This is a genomic window from Amycolatopsis sp. La24, from assembly GCF_029087445.1.
Classification (GTDB): domain Bacteria; phylum Actinomycetota; class Actinomycetes; order Mycobacteriales; family Pseudonocardiaceae; genus Amycolatopsis; species Amycolatopsis nivea.
On record NZ_JARACH010000041.1, the window covers coordinates 1 to 16469 of the forward strand.

The 16469-nt window shown below is 69.5% G+C and carries 21 protein-coding genes; 7 read left to right on the forward strand and 14 right to left on the reverse strand.

Annotated elements, in window-relative coordinates; translation table 11 throughout:
- From PUT80_RS30630 to dxr, 3 genes are all read right to left on the reverse strand, one after another.
- The coding region (locus tag PUT80_RS30630; RefSeq protein WP_275294268.1) for a flavodoxin-dependent (E)-4-hydroxy-3-methylbut-2-enyl-diphosphate synthase at window positions 1-619 on the reverse strand (619 nt) is incomplete at its 3' end.
- A 118-nt stretch (window positions 620-737) separates the two neighbouring features.
- A complete protein-coding gene (locus tag PUT80_RS30635) occupies window positions 738-1940 on the reverse strand; it encodes a site-2 protease family protein (RefSeq protein WP_275294269.1) in 1203 nt (400 codons plus the stop codon).
- A gap of 172 nt (window positions 1941-2112) precedes the next feature.
- The gene (gene dxr / locus PUT80_RS30640; protein ID WP_275294270.1) at window positions 2113-3309 is read right to left on the reverse strand and encodes a 1-deoxy-D-xylulose-5-phosphate reductoisomerase; all 1197 of its coding nucleotides are present in this window, start codon (window positions 3307-3309) and stop codon (window positions 2113-2115) included.
- Window positions 3310-3402: 93 nt separating this feature from the next.
- Here dxr and PUT80_RS30645 point away from each other — a divergent pair, with 93 nt between their 5' ends.
- Together PUT80_RS30645 and PUT80_RS30650 are read left to right on the forward strand one after the other, a co-directional pair.
- Window positions 3403-3657 carry a DUF2631 domain-containing protein gene (locus PUT80_RS30645; protein ID WP_037810410.1) on the forward strand — a complete coding sequence of 85 codons (255 nt, stop codon included), beginning with the start codon at window positions 3403-3405 and terminating at the stop codon, window positions 3655-3657.
- A 42-nt stretch (window positions 3658-3699) separates the two neighbouring features.
- Window positions 3700-4374 carry a peptidylprolyl isomerase gene (locus PUT80_RS30650; protein WP_275294271.1) on the forward strand — a complete coding sequence of 225 codons (675 nt, stop codon included), beginning with the start codon at window positions 3700-3702 and terminating at the stop codon, window positions 4372-4374.
- A gap of 62 nt (window positions 4375-4436) precedes the next feature.
- Here the strand turns inward: PUT80_RS30650 and PUT80_RS30655 are convergent, their stop codons facing one another.
- Window positions 4437-4685, reverse strand: coding sequence for a hypothetical protein (locus tag PUT80_RS30655; RefSeq protein WP_158714435.1), 249 nt, complete (start codon window positions 4683-4685; stop codon window positions 4437-4439).
- A gap of 102 nt (window positions 4686-4787) precedes the next feature.
- The gene (locus PUT80_RS30660) at window positions 4788-5393 is read right to left on the reverse strand and encodes a TetR/AcrR family transcriptional regulator (RefSeq protein WP_275294272.1); all 606 of its coding nucleotides are present in this window, start codon (window positions 5391-5393) and stop codon (window positions 4788-4790) included.
- Between the two features lie 65 nt (window positions 5394-5458).
- Between PUT80_RS30660 and PUT80_RS30665 the strand changes: the two genes are divergently transcribed.
- The 3 genes from PUT80_RS30665 to PUT80_RS30675 are packed head-to-tail and all read left to right on the forward strand — an operon-like array spanning window position 5459 to window position 7657.
- On the forward strand, window positions 5459-6052 hold the full coding sequence (locus tag PUT80_RS30665) for an NAD(P)H-dependent oxidoreductase (protein ID WP_275294273.1): 594 nt from the start codon (window positions 5459-5461) through the stop codon (window positions 6050-6052).
- Window positions 6049-7398: a DHA2 family efflux MFS transporter permease subunit gene (locus PUT80_RS30670; protein ID WP_275294274.1), complete on the forward strand. Its 1350-nt coding sequence runs from the start codon at window positions 6049-6051 to the stop codon at window positions 7396-7398. Before PUT80_RS30665 ends, PUT80_RS30670 begins: the two co-directional genes overlap by 4 nt.
- Before the next feature lie 49 nt (window positions 7399-7447).
- Complete coding sequence (locus tag PUT80_RS30675) at window positions 7448-7657, forward strand: DUF1737 domain-containing protein (protein ID WP_134734563.1); 210 nt, start codon at window positions 7448-7450, stop codon at window positions 7655-7657.
- On the opposite strand, the gene PUT80_RS30680 is transcribed toward PUT80_RS30675, so the two are convergent.
- Both PUT80_RS30680 and PUT80_RS30685 read right to left on the reverse strand, forming a co-directional pair.
- Entirely contained in the window at window positions 7623-9389 is a 1767-nt protein-coding gene (locus PUT80_RS30680) for an MFS transporter (RefSeq protein WP_037810399.1), read from the reverse strand. The genes PUT80_RS30675 and PUT80_RS30680 overlap by 35 nt on opposite strands.
- Before the next feature lie 146 nt (window positions 9390-9535).
- On the reverse strand, window positions 9536-10909 hold the full coding sequence (locus PUT80_RS30685) for an FAD-linked oxidase C-terminal domain-containing protein (protein ID WP_275294275.1): 1374 nt from the start codon (window positions 10907-10909) through the stop codon (window positions 9536-9538).
- Between the two features lie 104 nt (window positions 10910-11013).
- On the opposite strand from PUT80_RS30685, the gene PUT80_RS30690 reads away from it, so the two are divergent.
- Both PUT80_RS30690 and PUT80_RS30695 read left to right on the forward strand, forming a co-directional pair.
- Window positions 11014-11265 (forward strand): hypothetical protein, encoded by a 252-nt coding sequence (locus PUT80_RS30690; protein WP_037810395.1) that lies wholly within the window; start codon window positions 11014-11016, stop codon window positions 11263-11265.
- 41 nt (window positions 11266-11306) lie between these two features.
- Window positions 11307-11801 (forward strand): MarR family transcriptional regulator, encoded by a 495-nt coding sequence (locus PUT80_RS30695; protein WP_037810394.1) that lies wholly within the window; start codon window positions 11307-11309, stop codon window positions 11799-11801.
- A gap of 60 nt (window positions 11802-11861) precedes the next feature.
- On the opposite strand, the gene PUT80_RS30700 is transcribed toward PUT80_RS30695, so the two are convergent.
- From PUT80_RS30700 to PUT80_RS30730, 7 genes are all read right to left on the reverse strand, one after another.
- Window positions 11862-12446, reverse strand: coding sequence for a class F sortase (locus PUT80_RS30700; RefSeq protein WP_037810391.1), 585 nt, complete (start codon window positions 12444-12446; stop codon window positions 11862-11864).
- Window positions 12443-13270, reverse strand: a complete 828-nt coding sequence (locus PUT80_RS30705) for a choice-of-anchor P family protein (RefSeq protein ID WP_275294276.1) — start codon at window positions 13268-13270, stop codon at window positions 12443-12445. Before PUT80_RS30705 ends, PUT80_RS30700 begins: the two co-directional genes overlap by 4 nt.
- Window positions 13271-13810: 540 nt before the next feature.
- Complete coding sequence (locus tag PUT80_RS30710; RefSeq protein ID WP_275294277.1) at window positions 13811-14875, reverse strand: NBR1-Ig-like domain-containing protein; 1065 nt, start codon at window positions 14873-14875, stop codon at window positions 13811-13813.
- A 94-nt stretch (window positions 14876-14969) separates the two neighbouring features.
- On the reverse strand, window positions 14970-15341 hold the full coding sequence (locus PUT80_RS30715) for a hypothetical protein (protein ID WP_051728743.1): 372 nt from the start codon (window positions 15339-15341) through the stop codon (window positions 14970-14972).
- A 149-nt stretch (window positions 15342-15490) separates the two neighbouring features.
- On the reverse strand, window positions 15491-15721 hold the full coding sequence (locus PUT80_RS30720) for a hypothetical protein (protein ID WP_037810389.1): 231 nt from the start codon (window positions 15719-15721) through the stop codon (window positions 15491-15493).
- Between the two features lie 28 nt (window positions 15722-15749).
- Window positions 15750-16208, reverse strand: coding sequence for a GreA/GreB family elongation factor (locus PUT80_RS30725; protein WP_275294278.1), 459 nt, complete (start codon window positions 16206-16208; stop codon window positions 15750-15752).
- Between the two features lie 87 nt (window positions 16209-16295).
- The gene (locus PUT80_RS30730; protein ID WP_037810387.1) at window positions 16296-16466 is read right to left on the reverse strand and encodes a hypothetical protein; all 171 of its coding nucleotides are present in this window, start codon (window positions 16464-16466) and stop codon (window positions 16296-16298) included.
- Window positions 16467-16469 lie beyond the last annotated feature (3 nt).

Consider the following 16469-nt stretch of genomic DNA (forward strand, 5'->3'; position numbering starts at 1 on the left):
CGGCGAGGATTTCGTAGGCGCGGACCATCACGACGGGGTCGTTGTGCTTGACCGAGATCTTGATGTCGTGGAAGTCGTGCTCGGCGAAGAGGGAGGCTTCCCACATCGCCGATTCGGCGAGGGCTTCGGGGGTGGCCTTGCCGTATTTCTCGAGCAGCCGCTTGTCCAGCGAGCCGGCGTTGACGCCGATCCGGATCGGCGTGCCGTGGTCCTTCGCCGCCTGGGCGATTTCTTTGACCTGGTCGTCGAACTTGCGGATGTTGCCCGGGTTCACCCGCACGGCGGCGCAGCCGGCCTCGATCGCGGCGAACACGTATTTGGGCTGGAAGTGGATGTCGGCGATCACCGGGATCTGCGACTTCTTCGCGATCGCGGGCAGCGCCTCGGCGTCGTCGGCCGACGGGCACGCGACGCGCACGATGTCGCAGCCCGCCGCGGTCAGCTCGGCGATCTGCTGCAGGGTGGCGTTGACGTCGGAGGTCAGCGTCGTGGTCATCGACTGCACCGAGATCGGGTGGTCGCTGCCGACCCCCACCGACCCCACCATCAGCTGGCGGGTCTTGCGACGCTCGGCGAGAACGGGCGGGGGCAGAGCGGGCATACCTAACGCGACGGTCACGCTTCCAGCGTACCCACCCCACCCGGGCGCGGTTCAACGAAGTCAGCCGACGCGGTGAGCAGCGTTACCCCCGGTCGGGCGGCCGGGGACGCGCGCGTGACCCGCCAGGTGCGCGCGGTTACTGCAGGCGGATCGGATTGACAATGTCGGCCGTCACCGTGAGCAGCGTGACACCCCCGCCGATGACCACTAACACCATCGTGATCGCGGACAGCTTCGTGTAGTCGACCGGGCCGCCCGCGGGTTTGCCGCGCAGGCCGCGCAGCCAGTCGCGCACCCGCTCGTACCAGACGATCGCGATGTGCCCGCCGTCCATCGGCAGCAGCGGCAGCAGGTTGAACACGCCGATGAAGAAGTTCAGGCTGGCCAGCAGCAGCAGGAACACCTGCCACAGCCCGGCCTCGACCGCCTCGCCGCCGAGCCTGCTCGCGCCGACGACGCTGACCGGGGTGTCCGGGTCGCGCTCGCCGCCGAAGATCGAGTTGAAGACCGCCGGGATGCGCTTCGGGAAGGCCATCAGCCCGTCCCACGTGCGGGCGAACATGTCGCCGGTGAACGACGCCGCGCCGCCGAACGCGCCGAGCGGGCTGTACTGGATGCTCCGCGCGACCCCGACGCCGACCGCGCCGACCGATTCGGTGCCGCCGTTCGCGGCCGGGCGGGTCACCTTCGGCACGTCCACGACGAACGTCTCCTGCTTCCCGCCGCGGTCCACGACCACCGGGACCGGCCCGGAGACCGCCTTGACCTGGGTCACCATCGCGTCCCAGGTCGGCGTCGGCTTGCCCGCCACCGAGACCACGACGTCGCCGGGCAGCAGGCCCGCCTTCTTCGCCGGGGCCGGGTCGCCGGGCTGGCAGACCGGGTTGTTGACCTGCTCGACCGTGGTGCCGCCGCGCACGCAGTCCGAAATGGTCGAAACGATCGGCTTCTGGTCCACGTTCGGCAGGCCCATGGTCGCGGCCATGACGAACAGCACGATGAAACCGAGCAGGAAGTGCGTGATGGAACCGGCCGACATCACGACGGTCCGCTTCCAGGCCTTGAACCGCCACATCGCGCGCGGGGCCTCTTCCGCGGTGACCTCGTCGAGCGCGGTCATGCCGGCGATATCGCAGAAGCCGCCGAGCGGGATCGCCTTGAGGCCGTACTCGGTCTCGCCGCGCCGGAAGGAGAACACCGTCGGCCCGAAGCCGACGAAGTACCGGCGGACCCGCATCCCGAACATCCGGGCGGTGACCATGTGGCCCGCTTCGTGCAACGCGACCGAAACACAGATCGCGAGCGCGAAGAGCACCACGCCGATCACATAGGCAAGCACGGGCCCTGCACCTCACCCCTCAGCCGCGGCCCGCGATGCGGTGGCGGCAGGTTCGTCGTCTTCCACGGCTCCAGGCGGTGAGACCACCCGAGAAAGTTCCGGGTTCAAGTATCCGCCGCCAGCGTGAAACCAGTGTTGCATCGACCGGCGCGGCTTCGCGCACCGGTCGCGCTCATCCCAGCAGCTCGGCGGCCCGGGTGCGCGCCCACTGCTCCGCGGCCAGCACGTCCGCGACGTCGCGGGGTTCGCGCCGCCATTCGTCCGCGTCGGACACCACCTGCGTCACCGTGTCCACAATCGACAGGAACGATGCCTTGCCCGCCAGGAACGCGGCCACCGATTCCTCGTTCGCCGCGTTGTAGACCGCGGGGAGGCAACCGCCCGCGGTACCCGCTTCGCGAGCCAGCTCGACTGCGGGGAACGCCTCGTTGTCGACCGGTTCGAAGGTCCAGCTCGCCGCGGTCTCCCAGGAGCACGCGGCGGCCGCGCCCGGCACGCGATGCGGCCAGTTCAGCGCCAGCGCGATCGGCAGGCGCATGTCCGGCGGGCTGGCCTGGGCGATCGTGGAGCCGTCGGTGAAGGTGGCCATCGAGTGCACGATCGACTGCGGGTGCACGGTCACGTCGATCCGCGCGGGTTCGATGCCGAACAGCAGCGACGCCTCGATCAGCTCCAGGCCCTTGTTCACCAGGGTGGCCGAGTTGATGGTGATCAGCGGGCCCATCGACCACGTCGGGTGCGCCATCGCCTGTTCGACGGTGACCTCGCCGAGGTCCGCGCGCTTCTTTCCCCGGAACGGACCGCCGGACGCGGTGAGCACGAGCCGCGCGACCTCGTTGTCCTCGCCGGAACGCAGCGCCTGCGCCATCGCCGAATGCTCGGAGTCGACCGGCACCAGCTGTCCCGGCTTCGCCGCGGCGAGCACCAGCGGACCGCCGGCGATGAGGGATTCCTTGTTGGCCAGCGCGAGCGTCGCGCCGGTGGCGAGCGCGCGCAGCGTCGGGTCGAGGCCCTGCGAACCGGGCAGCCCGTTGAGCACGACGTCGACCGGCACCGATTCGATCAGCTCGGCCACCGCGTCCGCGCCGGCGAGGATGCGCGGGAGGCGGAACTCGCCCTTCGCGTACCCCCTGCGCTGGGCCTCGGCGTACAGCGCGAGCTGCACGTCTTCGACCGCCGTGGGCTTCGTCACGGCGATGGCCGCTACTTCGTGCGCGATCGCTTGCTGGGCGAGCGCCGCCGGATCGGAACCTCCGGCGGCGAGGCCGGAGACGGTGAACAAATGCGGATTACGTGCGGCGACGTCGAGCGCCTGGGTTCCGATGGACCCGGTGGAGCCCAGCACGAGGATGCTTCGCGAAGTAGTCATCAGCAAGCATTATGGCCCGGGTCGTGTCCGCGTGGCGGCCAGCGGTGTGGGATCATGCGAGGGCACAACGTCAGGCGGTTTGAAGGAGTGGTCGTGGCAGGCAAGGCGGTCGAGAAGCGCCCCGAGGTCGACCCGCGCGACGAGCCGTCGGCGGAGTGGGGCTGGCACGGCTCGTTCCCGAAGGCCACCCGCATCGCGGGCTGGGTGTCCGCGGCCATCCTGCTGGTGATGATCAAGGGCAACCACGAGAACAACACCGAGAACGTGTGGCTCGTCGGACTGGCCGCGTTCCTCGTCCTTCTCCTGCTGCTCGACCTGCGCAAGAGCCGCACCGCCTGGCGCAAGTAAGCCCTGGCGCGGGCGGCCCCGGATTCGCTAGTTTCCGGGCTCATGAAGCCACGCTGGGCCGCGCTCGCGGCCGCCGTCATCGCCGGTCTTTCCCTGTGCACCGCGGCCCCGGCCAGCGCTGCCCCCTCGGTGAAGCCGCCGGTGGTGAGCTGCACCTTCACGCCGACGCCGGACAACCCGGCGGCGCGTCCCGTGCTGCGTCCGCTGCCGTTCGCGTTCACCCGCGGGACGGTCGACGTCACCTTCCACTACAACTACGGCCCGGTCACCGTGCGGCTCAACCGCGCCGGGGCGGCCCCGTGCGCCGTCGCGAACATGACCAGCCTGGTGCTGCAGCACTTCTACGACCGTTCGCAGTGCTGGCGGCTGTCGAACTCCGCGCGCCTCGGCGTCCTGCAGTGCGGCGACATCTACGAGGTCGAAAAGGGCGGGCCGGGCTACAAGTTCCCGGACGAGGTCACCGGAGCCGAGACCTACGAGCGCGGCACCGTCGCGATGGGCAACCAGGGCCCCGGCACCAACGGATCCGAGTTCTTCATCGTGCATTCGTTCGCGCATATCCCGGCGAACTACTCGGTGCTCGGCAAGGTGGTGCGCGGCATGGAGGTCCTCGACCGGATGGTCGCCGACGGCATCATCCCGACCGACCCGAACGGCCCGCTCGACGGAGCGCCCAAGCACCCGGTGAAGATCCGCTCGGTCAGCTTCGGCTGGTGAGCCTGCAGGCCCGCAGGAAGACGCCGACGAACCGGCCGTGTACGGGAACCGAAACCCTCGCCTCACCAATACTCGTCGGGGTTGGCCACGACATCCCGCGCCAGCTCACGCACCTGAACACGGTCATCGTCCACCAGCGAAGCGATCACCGCCCTCGACTCAGGCGTGTCGATATGCAGCAACGCATCCATCGCCCCCAACGCGACGTCGTAATTCACAAACCGCTGCGACCCGCGTTCGACGCAAGCCCCGAGATCCTCGCACTCTCGCAGCCGCTCCTCCATCTCGTCGTGCGACAGAGAAGCGTCCATGACAACTTTCTCCACCTCCGCACAGGTAAGCATCAGCCCGCAAAACCCTTCAGCTCGTCATATCGATATCCGAGGATTCGCGTCCGGTGAAGATCCGCTCGGTCAGCTTCGGCTGGTGACGCCCGGCGCGTAAGCGCGCAGGAAAACGCCGACGCCGGACCGGACTAGCGCTTCCCAGTCCTCCCCCGGTTCGGCCGCGGCGGCGCTGCCCGCGGTGAGCTGCACGAGGTGCACCGCGGCCAGCGACGGGTCGTCCAGCTCGAGGCGGCCTTCCGCGGCGAGTCTGCGGAGATGCCCGGCCAGTGCCAGCCGTACCCGGGTCGGGCCGCGTTCCTTCCACGCGGCGACCGTTTCCGGAGCGATGTGGTCCAGGTCGGCCTGGATTTGGCGCACCAGCGCCCAGTGCGGTTCGGTTTCCGGATCGCGTTTCGCCCACTGGAGGCCGAACTCGACGAGGTCGGCCTCCAGGTCGGCGATCCGGCCGAGGAGCTTGTCCGCGACCGCGATCTGCCGCTGCGCGACCCGGTCCGAGCTGTCCAGGATCACGGCCCGGAAGAGCCCGGCCTTGTCGCCGTAGTGGTTGTAGATCGTCCGCGACGAGACGCCGGCCTCGGCCGCGAGCACGTCGATGCTGGCGCGCGAGTAGCCGTCCCGCGCGAAGACCCGCAGGGCGCCGTCGAGCAGAGCGCGTTGTTTGTCCGTCCGCACCGGCTCAGTATGCCGAAGTACAACGACCGTTGCAAAAACTACAACGAGCGTTGTACCTTCGGGGCATGACTTCTCCGCTTCGCATCGCCGTCGTCTCCGGAAGCACCCGTCCCGGCCGCCGGGCGACGCAGGTCGCCGAATGGACCCGCGCCCGCGCCGCCGCCTTCCTCAGCGACCGGGCCGAGGTGCGGGTGCTCGACCTCGCCGAAATCGACCTGCCGTTCCTGGACGAACCGCTGCCCGCCGCGCTCGGCGGCTACCGCAACGACCACACCCAGCGCTGGGCCGAACTGATCGACGGCTTCGACAGCTTCGTTTTCGTGACGCCCGAGTACAACCACTCCATGCCCGCGGCGCTCAAGAACGCCATCGACTTCCTGTTTTCCGAATGGGCCGACAAAGCCGCCGGTTTCGTCAGCTACGGCACCAACGGCGGCACGCGCGCGGTGGAGCACCTCCGGTTGACGCTCGCCGAGGTGAAGGTCGCCTGCGTGCGCTCGCAAGTCGCGCTGGGACTGTTCACCGACTTCGCCATCCCGGACATGGCCGAGCCCGGCACCTTCACTCCCGCCGAGCACCACGAAGGCATCCTGACCCGGATGCTGGGGGAACTTGTCGACTGGTCGACCGCGCTGCGCACCCTGCGAGCTTCGCGATGACCACCGTCGCCGCTCCCATCGACCGCGCGACGTGGCGGATCTGCTGGATCATCGTGTTCGGTGCGTTCGCGAGCGGACTCGACGCGTCCGTGGTGACGATCGGCCTCGACTCGATCAGCAGCGATCTGGGCGCGGATCTCTCGGTGACGCAATGGGTCGCGAGCGGCTACCTGCTCGCGCTCGCCCTGTCGCTCCCCTTGACCGGCTGGCTCGCGCGACGTTTCGGCGCCGGCCGCGTGTGGCTCGTCGCGCTGGCCGCGTTCACCGTGACGTCCGGCTTGTGCGCGGCCGCGCCGGACGTCGTGCTGCTCATCGCTTTCCGGTTCCTGCAAGGCTTGGCGGGCGGTGTCCTGATCCCCGCCGGGCAAACCGTTCTGGGACAACAGGTCGGCGCCGCACGGCTGGGCCGGGTGATGGCGACGCTCGGGATCGCGGTGAGCGTCGCGCCCGCGCTCGGCCCGCTCGCCGGAGGCCTGATCCTGCACGGGCTTTCGTGGCCGTGGCTGTTCCTGATCAACCTGCCGATCGGGGCGGTCGGCCTGGTTCTCGGCCTCCGGTACGTGCCGCGCGGCTCCCGCGAGAACCCTGGCGGGATCGATTTCGTCGGCCTGGCCCTGATCGCTGCCGGGCTGCCGTTGGTCCTCTACGCCATCACGACGTGGGGCGACACCGGGCAACTCGAGTGGCCGATTCTGGTGCCCGGTCTCGTTTTGCTGGTGTGGTTCGTGCGGCGACGGCATCCGCGTCCGCTGCTGGACTTTTCCCTGTACCGCAACCGGCTTTACCGTGCCGCCAGCCTCGCCGCGGCTTTCAACGGGGCGCTGATCTTCGGCAGCGGGATCGTGGTGACGTTGTATTTCCAGCTGGGTCGGCACCTGGATTTCGTTGACACCGGCCTGAGTTTGCTCGGTTTCGCCGGTGCTACGGCAGCGATCGCGCCGGTGACTGGGCGAGCGGTGGATCGGTACGGCGCCGCGCCGGTCGCGTTGGTGGGCGCGGTGCTGGCAGTGGTGTGCACGGTGCCGTTCGCGTTCCTGCCGGTGGACGCACCTGGTGTTCTCGTGCAGATTCTGCTTGCCGGGTATGGGGCTTCGGTGGCTTTGGTGAGCATGCCGATGGGGATCGCGGCTTACAAAACTGTTGAACCGTCCCGGCTTCCGGACGCGGCCGCGCAGGTGACGATCCTGCTGCGGGTGGGCGGCTCGCTCGGGGGCGCGGTGTTCGCGGTGCTGATCGCTGGACGGTTGCCGGACGTCGACGCGGCTTTCCGGCTGGGATTCGCGGCGATCAGCGTGGGAGCGGTGGGCGCGCTGGGGACGGCGTGGATGGTGCGGAGGGCCTCGTGAGCGGCACTCCGGTGAGAACCGGCGTCACCGCCCACGACATCATGACCGCATGAGCACACCCCCGGACGGTCTCCCCGTCTACCGAGTCCTCACCGGTCCCGACGACGCTGCCTTCTGCCGCCGGGTCAGCGAAGCCCTCGCGCTCGGCTATCGCCTGCACGAGGGCCCCGCGTTGACCTTCAACGGCGAGAACGTGATCGTCGCCCAAGCCGTGCTGTGGCCCGCTACCGATCGCTCCGGGGAGACACCAGCTCGCTAGGCCCGCCGCCGGATTCCCCGGCCACCGCGGCCAGTTCCTCGCCCACCGACTCCGACGACTTCTTCGTGTCCTTCGTCAGCAGCGACGCCACCGCGCCGATCAGGCACACCACGATCGCGAAGCCGAACGCCACCGCCAGGCCGTCCTGGAACGGGCCCGAGATCAGGTTCGGGAAGAAGCTGCGTCCGGTCAGGAAGCTCGCCTGGTCGGCGGGCAGGTGGGCGAGCTGGCCGCCCAGCAGCTGCTGGATCGGGTTGTATCCGAGGAACGCCGCGAACAGCACCGCGACCGCGGGCAGGTGAGCGACCTGCTGCGCGGCCGCCTCGGGGACGCCGTGCTGGGTCAGGCCCTGCGACATCGCGATCGGCAGGTGGTCCGACAGGCCGGCGATGATCAGGCTGAAGAAGAAGCCGATCGACAGCACCATCGCCGCGTTCTGGAAGGTCGTCATCATGCCCGCGCCGGAACCGCGCGCGTCGGCTGGAAGGCTGTTCATCACCTCGGCCCGGTTCGGCGAGGAGAACATGCCCATGCCGATGCCGTTGAGCAGCAGGATCCCGGCGAACGCCCAGTAGTCGAAGTTCACCGGCAGCAGCGTCAGCAACAGGAACGTGAGCGCGGTGATGACCAGGCCGCCGGAGGCGAGCGCGCGGCTGCCGATCCGGTCGGACAGGATGCCGGACGTCGGCGCGGCCACCAGGAAGCCGATGGTCAGCGGCAGCATGTAGATCCCGGCCCACAGCGGCGTCTGCTCGAAGGTGAAACCGTGCTGCGGCAACCAGATTCCCTGCAGCCAGATGATCAGCACGAACTGCAGCCCGCCGCGCCCGAGCGACGCGGTCAGGTTCGCCAGGTTGCCCCAGCTGAACGAGCGGATCCGGAACAGCGACAGCCGGAACAGCGGGTTCGGCACCTTCGTCTCGATCACCACGAACGCGATCAGCACCGCGACCCCGCCGATCAGGCAGGACAGCACCATCGGGCTGCCCCAGCCGGTCTGCGACGTGCCGTACGGCTGGATTCCGTAGGTGATCCCGACCAGCACCGCGATGAGGCCGACCGCGAAGGTGATGTTGCCCCACCAGTCCATTTTCGCGTGCTGGCGGACGCCGGTGTCGTGCAGTTTGACGTACGCCCAGATCGTGCCGATGACGCCGAAGGGCACCGACACCAGGAAGATCAGGTTCCAGTTCACCGGCGCGAGCACGCCGCCGACGACGAGGCCGAGGAACGAGCCCGCGATGGCCGCGACGCCGTTCATGCCGAGCGCGAGCCCGCGCTGGTTGGCCGGGAAGGCGTCGGTGAGGATGGCCGACGAGTTCGCCATCAGGAACGCGCCGCCGACGCCCTGCACGATCCGCCAGCCGATCAGCCATAGCGCGGCCGCGTCGCCGTCGAACCAGGTGATCGCCAGCATGATCGAGGAAACGGTGAAGACGGCGAAGCCGAGGTTGTACATCCTGGCCCGGCCGTACATGTCGCCGAGCCTGCCGAACGCCACCACCAGCACCGCGGTGACCACAAGGAAGCCCATGATCATCCACAGCAGGTAGCTCGTGTTCGACGGTTCCAGGGGGTTGATGCCGATGCCCTTGAAGATGTCGGGCAGCGCGATCAGCACGATGGACGAGTTGATCGTCGCGATCAGCATCCCGAGCGTCGTGTTGGACAGCGCGATCCACTTGTACCGCGGACCGAGTTCCGCGATCGAATACGTCCTGCGCTCCGCCACTGTCGAAAACCCCTCTCCCAGCCGTTCCCTTAGCTAGGCTAAGCAAGTTGCTTGCGGTAGGCAACCAACAAAAGAAAACGACTGGGAGACAAGGGTCACAAACGGATGACTATCCTTTGTGGACTGTTTACTTTCACTCGGTCGAGTTACCGCTGGACGGGACCGCCGACGACCTTTCCGGGGTTGAGGATCCCGTGCGGGTCGAGGGCGTTCTTGACCGCGTGGTGCAGGTCGAGAACCGCTGGTCCCAGCTCCTTTTCGAGGCCGGGCCGCTTCAGCAGGCCGACCCCGTGCTCGCCGGTCACCGTCCCGCCGAGTTCGAGCGCGTCGGCGACGATGTCGTCGAACGCGGCCTGCGCGCGGCGCTGCGCGTCGTCGTCCCCAGCCGGCGTGATCAGCAGCGGATGCAGATTTCCGTCGCCGATATGCGCGATATTGGCGATTTGCGTATTGTGCCGCTGCGCCGCCAGATCGATCCGGGCGAGCATTTCCGGCACCAGATGCGTCGGCACGCAGACGTCCTCGGTGAGCACCGGGCCGAGCCGTTCGAGCGCCGGGTACGCCAGCCGCCGGGCGGCGAACAACGCGTCCGCCTCGGCCTCGTCGGTCGACTGCGCGGCCCAGGTCGCGCCCGCCTTCTCGAAGCACTCCACCATCACCGCGGCCTCCTGCCCGCCCGGCACGTCGCTGCGGCCGAGCAGCACCACGTTCGCGTCGGCGGACAAGCCCATGTTCTTCCAGGCGTCGACCGCGGCGAGGCAATGCCGGTCCACCAGTTCCAGCGCCGACGGCACGATCCCGGCCGCGCGGATCGCCGCCGCTGCCTCCCCCGCCGCGACCGTCGAGTCGAAGTAGCCCGCGACGGTCGCCTCCGCCGCGCGTTTCGCCCGCAGCCGCACGGTGATTTCGGTGATGACGCCGAGCGTTCCCTCCGAACCGACCATCAACCCGGCGAGGTCGTACCCGGCGACGCCCTTCGCGGTGCGGCGGCCGAGCCGGACGAGCTCGCCGGTGCCGGTGACAACCTGCAGCCCGAGCACGTAGTCGCGGGTCACGCCGTACTTCACGCAGCACACGCCGCCCGCGTTGGTCGCGACGTTGCCGCCGATCGTCGACCACGGCGAGCTGGCCGGGTCCGGCGGATACCAGAGCCCGTGTTCCGCGCAGGCCGCGCGGAGATCGTCGTTGACCACGCCGGGTTCGACGACGGCGAGCCGTTCCACCGGGTCGATCTCCTTGATCTTGGTCATCCGGTCGGTCGCCAGCACGACGCAGCCTGCCAACGCGTTCGCGCCGCCGGACAGTCCGGTTCCCGCGCCGCGCGGGACCACCGGTGTGCCGTGTTTGATGCATTGCCGCACGGTCGCCTGCACCTCGTCCGCGGTGCGCGGGCGGACCAGGACCGCCGGTTCGCCGTAGGGGGCCCACTCCGCCTCGTCGTGCGCGAAGCTGCGCAGCACATCGGGGTCCCGCACGATCCGGTCGTCCGGCAGGACGGTGTGCAGGTCGTCGATCAGCATGGGGGCTCCCGTGTTCTTCCGGTCCGCTTTTCCCCGTCAGGTTAGGTCGAAATCCGGGCGGCTCGTTCGACGTATCGGTGAGAGCGAGCTTCGAGGAGGCAGCCATGAACCGCACCGACACCACCGTCACCCGCCGCGGGATCTCGATGCTGCGTGCCGTCGCCGCCGGGCGCGGGCGGCTGACCTGCAGCTGCGAGCCGGATCTGTTCGTGGACGGCCTGCCGTGCAGCGACCAGTTCACCGCGCACGCGCTGGCGCGCGCCGGTCTGCTGCGCGCGCGGGAGTCCGGGCCGTTCGGGCAGCCGGTGCCCGCCGTGCTGACCCCGGCCGGGGAAGCGCTGCTCGCCGCCGCCTGACCCGGCTACGCTGACCAGCGAGAAACGGGAGGGCGGAGCAGATGGCGTCCGGAGCATCCGGGACGGAGTCGGCGCGGCGCAGGCGGCGCACCACGGTGGCCCTCAAGGAGTCGCTGCGGGAACTGCGCAATCAGCTGTCGCTGCTGAACCACCAGGTCGGCGGGCGGCTGAAGCTCAAGGACGTCGACCTCGACTGCCTCGAACTGATCTCGACCGGCGGACCGCTGAGCCCGAGCGCGCTCGCCCGCCGCGCTGGTTTGCACCCGGCGACCGTGACCGGCATTCTCGACCGCCTGCAGCGCGGCGGATGGGTGGTGCGCGAACGGGATCCCGACGCGGCCGACCGGCGCGCGGTCACTGTGCGGGCGGTGCCGGGCCGTACGCAGGAACTGTTTCGGGTGTACGGCGGGATGAACTCGGCGATGGACGACCTGTGCGCCGGGTACACCGAAGACGAACTCATGCTGATCGCCGGGTTTCTGCGCCGCACCGCCGAAGCGGGCCGGGCCGCGACCGAGGAGCTCTCCGGGGAATGACAGAAGGGCCTCGCCGCTTCGCCCGAGCGCGAAACGACGAGGCCCCGGTATCTGTGCGGCTCAGCTGTCGAGCGTGCCGTACACGATGATGTTGTCGAGATAGCTCTTCTTTTCGGCGTCGAACGCGCCGCCGCACGTGATCAGGCGGATCTGCGAGTCGGTCGTGTTGCCGTACACGGCTTCGGTGGGGAACGTCTTCTTCGCGATCTGGTCCACCTTGGTCACCGTGAACGTGGCCTTCGACCCGTCCTTGCGGCCGATGACGACCTTGTCGCCCTTCTTCATCTCGTGCAGCCGCCAGAAAATGCCCTTCTGGTGGTTGCCGTCGATGTGGCCGAGGACGACCGCCGGTCCGACCTGGCCCGGTTTGGGCCCGAAGTGGTACCAGCCCGCCTGCAGCGGCTGGTCCACCGGCGGCACCTGCACGGTCTTGTCGTCGTTGAGGCCGAGCGGCACCAGCGACGAATGCGCGTCGATGCTGGGAACGTCGAGCGAGACCGGGTCCGCGACCTGCTGCGCGGCCGCCGCGGAACTCGCCGGGGCCGCGGCCGGCGGAGCCTGATCCGCCGAACCGCAGCCGAGGAGGGCGAAGTTCGCGACGAAAGCCAGCAGCAGCGCGAAAAGCCCGAACCGGGAACGCGTCACCGGGCGGTCACCGCGGCCAGCGTGCCGTCGCCGGTCTCCGGCGCGCCGACCGGCACGACCGTGACCTGTCCGGGGCCTTCGGCGGGCGGGGTGCCCGGCTTGCTCGGCTGGGTGGTCGGCGGCGTGGTGGGCGGGGTGGTCGGGTTGCCCGCGACCTTGGCGCAGGTGGCCGAGGCGAGGACGATGTCGCCCTTGCCGAGCGCGCCGGTGGCGGCGCCGCCGAGCAGCTTGACGTGCAGCGCGTTGACGGTGAGGCTGCCGTCGGAGTGCTTGATCTGCTCGTTGACGATCACCTGCAGCACGCCGTCGATGCCGAGCTTCTGGTTCGGCTTGGTCGACACCGGGAGCTTGCCGATCTTGCCGAGGTCGAGGCCGGCCAGCTCGGACGAGGCGGTGATGCCGTCCGGGGTGGACTTGCACTCGGAGCTGATCACGCGGGCCTTGGGGGTGGAGCCGGCGAGCGGGGCGAGCACCGGGAGCGCGGCGTCGACGATCGAGGCCTTCGCGTCGACCGGGCCGTTGCTGCCGTCCTGCTTCGCCGAGCTGCTGATCACCTTGGCCGTGACCAGGCCCTTCAGCGGCACGTTCACCACCTGCGCGGACTCCGGGCCCTCGGTCGAGGAGGGCGCGATCTTGCCGGTGTCGACGGTGATTCCCTTGTCGCCGAGCACGCCGGGCAGCAGCGAGACCGAGGCGGACGCGCCGTAGGCCGAGCCGGCCGGCGCGTCGGCGGCGAGCGCCGGCGGGGCGACGGCGGCGGCGAGCAAAGCCAGCGCGGGAACGGCGACCGCGACGGTCCGTCCGCGCAGCAGGGCAGAACGCATGAATTGTCCTTCCGAACATCAAGAATGGAGCCGCCGCACGGATCCCCGAATCCACGCGTGACCGAGCACAACTGTCGGTCCCTGGCAGGCCGCGACATTATCAAGATGCCCGGGAAACGCAAAGCAAGATCCGTCGCGCACCGCGCCCGCCCGCCGGTTCCGGTGACCACAATTATCGCAATTTCACCACTAAAGAGTGATGTAACGCGACGCTGGCTCCGCGGTTTTCTCACGCTGAGCTACCGGAACCGAGGCCCCGATGGCGGATTGCCCTTCGCCCCACCCGGAGGAGTGATCCTGCGGAGGGTATTCGTTGACCACCCTCCGCAATGTGACCGCTACCGTCGCCGACGCCGCCATTCCCGGTTCGCCAATTCGTCCCGCGACCGGGTTCCGGGCGGGCGGAAATTGTCCACAATGGAATCAGCGCGAACGGAACGAGCGAACGGGAAAAAGGGTACGATTTTCTTGCCCAGGGCGGTGACCTGCGGCGACGCGCGATTGTGGACAGTCCGAAAAGGACTTCGGGCGCGTTCTCGGCTACTCCACGGTGACGGTCACCTGATAGAAAATCCCGGTCCGGTCCGGGAACACGAGCGCGCCGCGTTCGTCGACCATCTTCCAGAGGACGTGGCAGACGCCGGTGCCGGTCGGCGTCACCGGGACGCTCACCTCCACCAGCTGCCCCGGCTCGGCGTCCGGGACCGGGACGCGCGGCGGTGACGGGCACAGCACGGTGGTGCCGCCCGCGACCTGCAAGAAGCGGCTGCGCCACGGGACCGAGCCGGTGTTCTTCAGCCGCCAGATCTTCGTGAACGTCTGGCCGTAGCGGGCTTTCGCGCCGTCCGGGAAGGTGACGTCGCCGGGCAGGCCGTCGCCGCCGAAGCCGGACGAGTCGCCGGGCAGCGGGTAGTGCGGGGCGGCGGCTTCCTTGTCACGGGCGGACGGCGTGGCCAGGACCACGACGGCGGCCACGAGTCCGAGGACGACCAGCACGGTCGCGGCGACGACGATCGAACCCCAGCGGCGGGTCTTGGTCTTCGCCGCGGATGCAGCGGGAACGGCGACCGGTTCGGGGACGGCGGACGCAGCCGGAACGGCGGGCGCAGCGGGGACGGCGGCCGGTTCGGCGGACGGAGCGGGCACAGTCGGATCGGCGTCGGGCGGCAGTTCCGGCGCGGGGGAAGGTTCGCCCGCCGACGGCATCCGCTCCCCCGCACCGGGCCGATCGGCGGAGGAAGCCCCTTCTGCCGAGTCAGAGCCCCACCTCGACTGCCCCTCGGCCGCCTCTTCCCAGCGCGCCAGCCACTCGCGGCGCACCGTCTCCTCGTCGCGGCCGAGGCCGGTCACCGCGAGGCTGCGGACGAACTCCCAGGTCGTCGGCCAGGACGGCGCGCTGCGGCCGCGCGTGGCGGCCGAAAGAGCGGACTTCGACGCCGCCGCGCCGAGTTCCGTGCGCATGCGGTCGTAGGACGGGTCGCCCGCTTCCCGCTTCAGGTCCAGCAGAGCGCAAGCGAAACGGGCCACCGGGCCCGAGCCGGCGTCGGGCACGATGTGCTTGCGACCCCGGCGGGCCCCGGGCTGCCCGGGCGCGGGCTCGCTCATGACACCTCCAATGATCGACATCGACCCTTGGAGGTTGCCAGGCGGCCCGGGGCGGCGCAGCCCCGGGCCCGCCCGGCGAATCAGCCGCGGAGGCTCAGAGCTTGCAGCCCTTCTGGATGCGCGCGACCGTGTGGTCCGCGCCGATGTGGAACTTCTTCTTGCCGCTGGTGCCGCCGTTGGTGGTCATGCACTGGACGCTCAGCGCGCCGTCCATGTCCTTGAGCACGATGCCCGCGGACACCTTGTGCGAACAGTGGTTGTTGAAGTAGACGGTGACGTTCGTCAACCCGTCGCCCCAGGAGTAGTTGGCCTTCTTCCCGGACGGCTTCGTGCACTTGATGCTCGCGGTGTGCTTGCTCTGCGCGCTCGCCGGAGCCGCGGTGTCCGCCGACGCGGCGGGCGCGGCGATCCCGGCGAGTGCGATCCCCAGCGCGGAGGCGGCCATCAGCGTCTTGCCGATCTTCATGGGTGTTCCCCTCGGACGAATCGGAATGGAGTACAGCCGGGAAATCCCGGTGCACTCATCCCAGCGCGCCGTCCGTTTTGTCCTCAACCGCTCGCTGTCCACGGTCAATGTCCGGGGCTGTCCACGCAGGTCAGCGAATTGTCCACGGCTCAGTCAGCCGGGCCGCGCAGGGTCAGGACGACGCGTAAGACGTGTTCGACCGCCGACTCGAACATCGCGGCGCGCAGTTCGCCGCGCGTCTCGAGGTTGCGCGCGGCGAAGTCGAGCATCCGTTCCGGTCCGGCGCGGCGGACGAGCAGCGCCGCGACCTCCTCGAGGTCGAGGCTCGGGTTGTCGAGCCGGGCGAGGGCGAACTCGATGATGAGCTCTTCGTCGGTCACACCTGTCAGGGTAATCACAAAGCAGGGGTCAGCCGTCGTTTCGATAGCGGCCGTAGGGATAAGCCTCGACCAGCGTCACCCGCACAAGCGCGCCGCTCGGCACCTCGTACTCGCGCTGCTCCCCCGGCTTCGCGCCATGCAACGCCCGCCCAAGCGGCGAGTCCGGCGAATAAACCTCCAGCCCGCCGCCCACCTCGTCGCGCGCGGCCAGCAGGAACGTCTCGGTCCCGCCGTCGTCGTAGCGGACCGTCAGGACCATCCCGGGCTCGGCGACCCCGTCGTCGGGCGGGTCCTCGCCGACGACCGCGTTCTGCAGCAGGTCCTGGAGCTGCCGGATCCGTGCCTGCCGGTGCTGCTGCCGGTCGAGCCGGTCGTGTTCGCCCGCGCCCTCGTCGAGGTCGGGTTCGCGTTGCAGGGCGGCGAGTTCCGCGGCGAGGCGGGCGTGCGCGTCGGCAGTCAGCCAGGGACGCGAAGAGGTCGTCGACATGAGAGGTGCCTTTCGGATGACGTCCGTGGGGGCCGGGCAAGCAGGAGGCGTCCAGCCCCCACGGACTTTCGAGGAGTCCCGCGGCGGTCAGCGGGGCTCGGGCTCGGTGCGGCGGTCGAGCACGCCGGCGTCGGCGGCGAACCAGCCCGCTGCTTTCACGAGGATGTCCCTTTCGGTGCGCAGCAAGGCGTTCTCCGCGCGGAGGAAGAGCAGTTCGGCGTGCTCGTCGCCGGTCAGCGGGACGGGTTCGGCGGACACGCG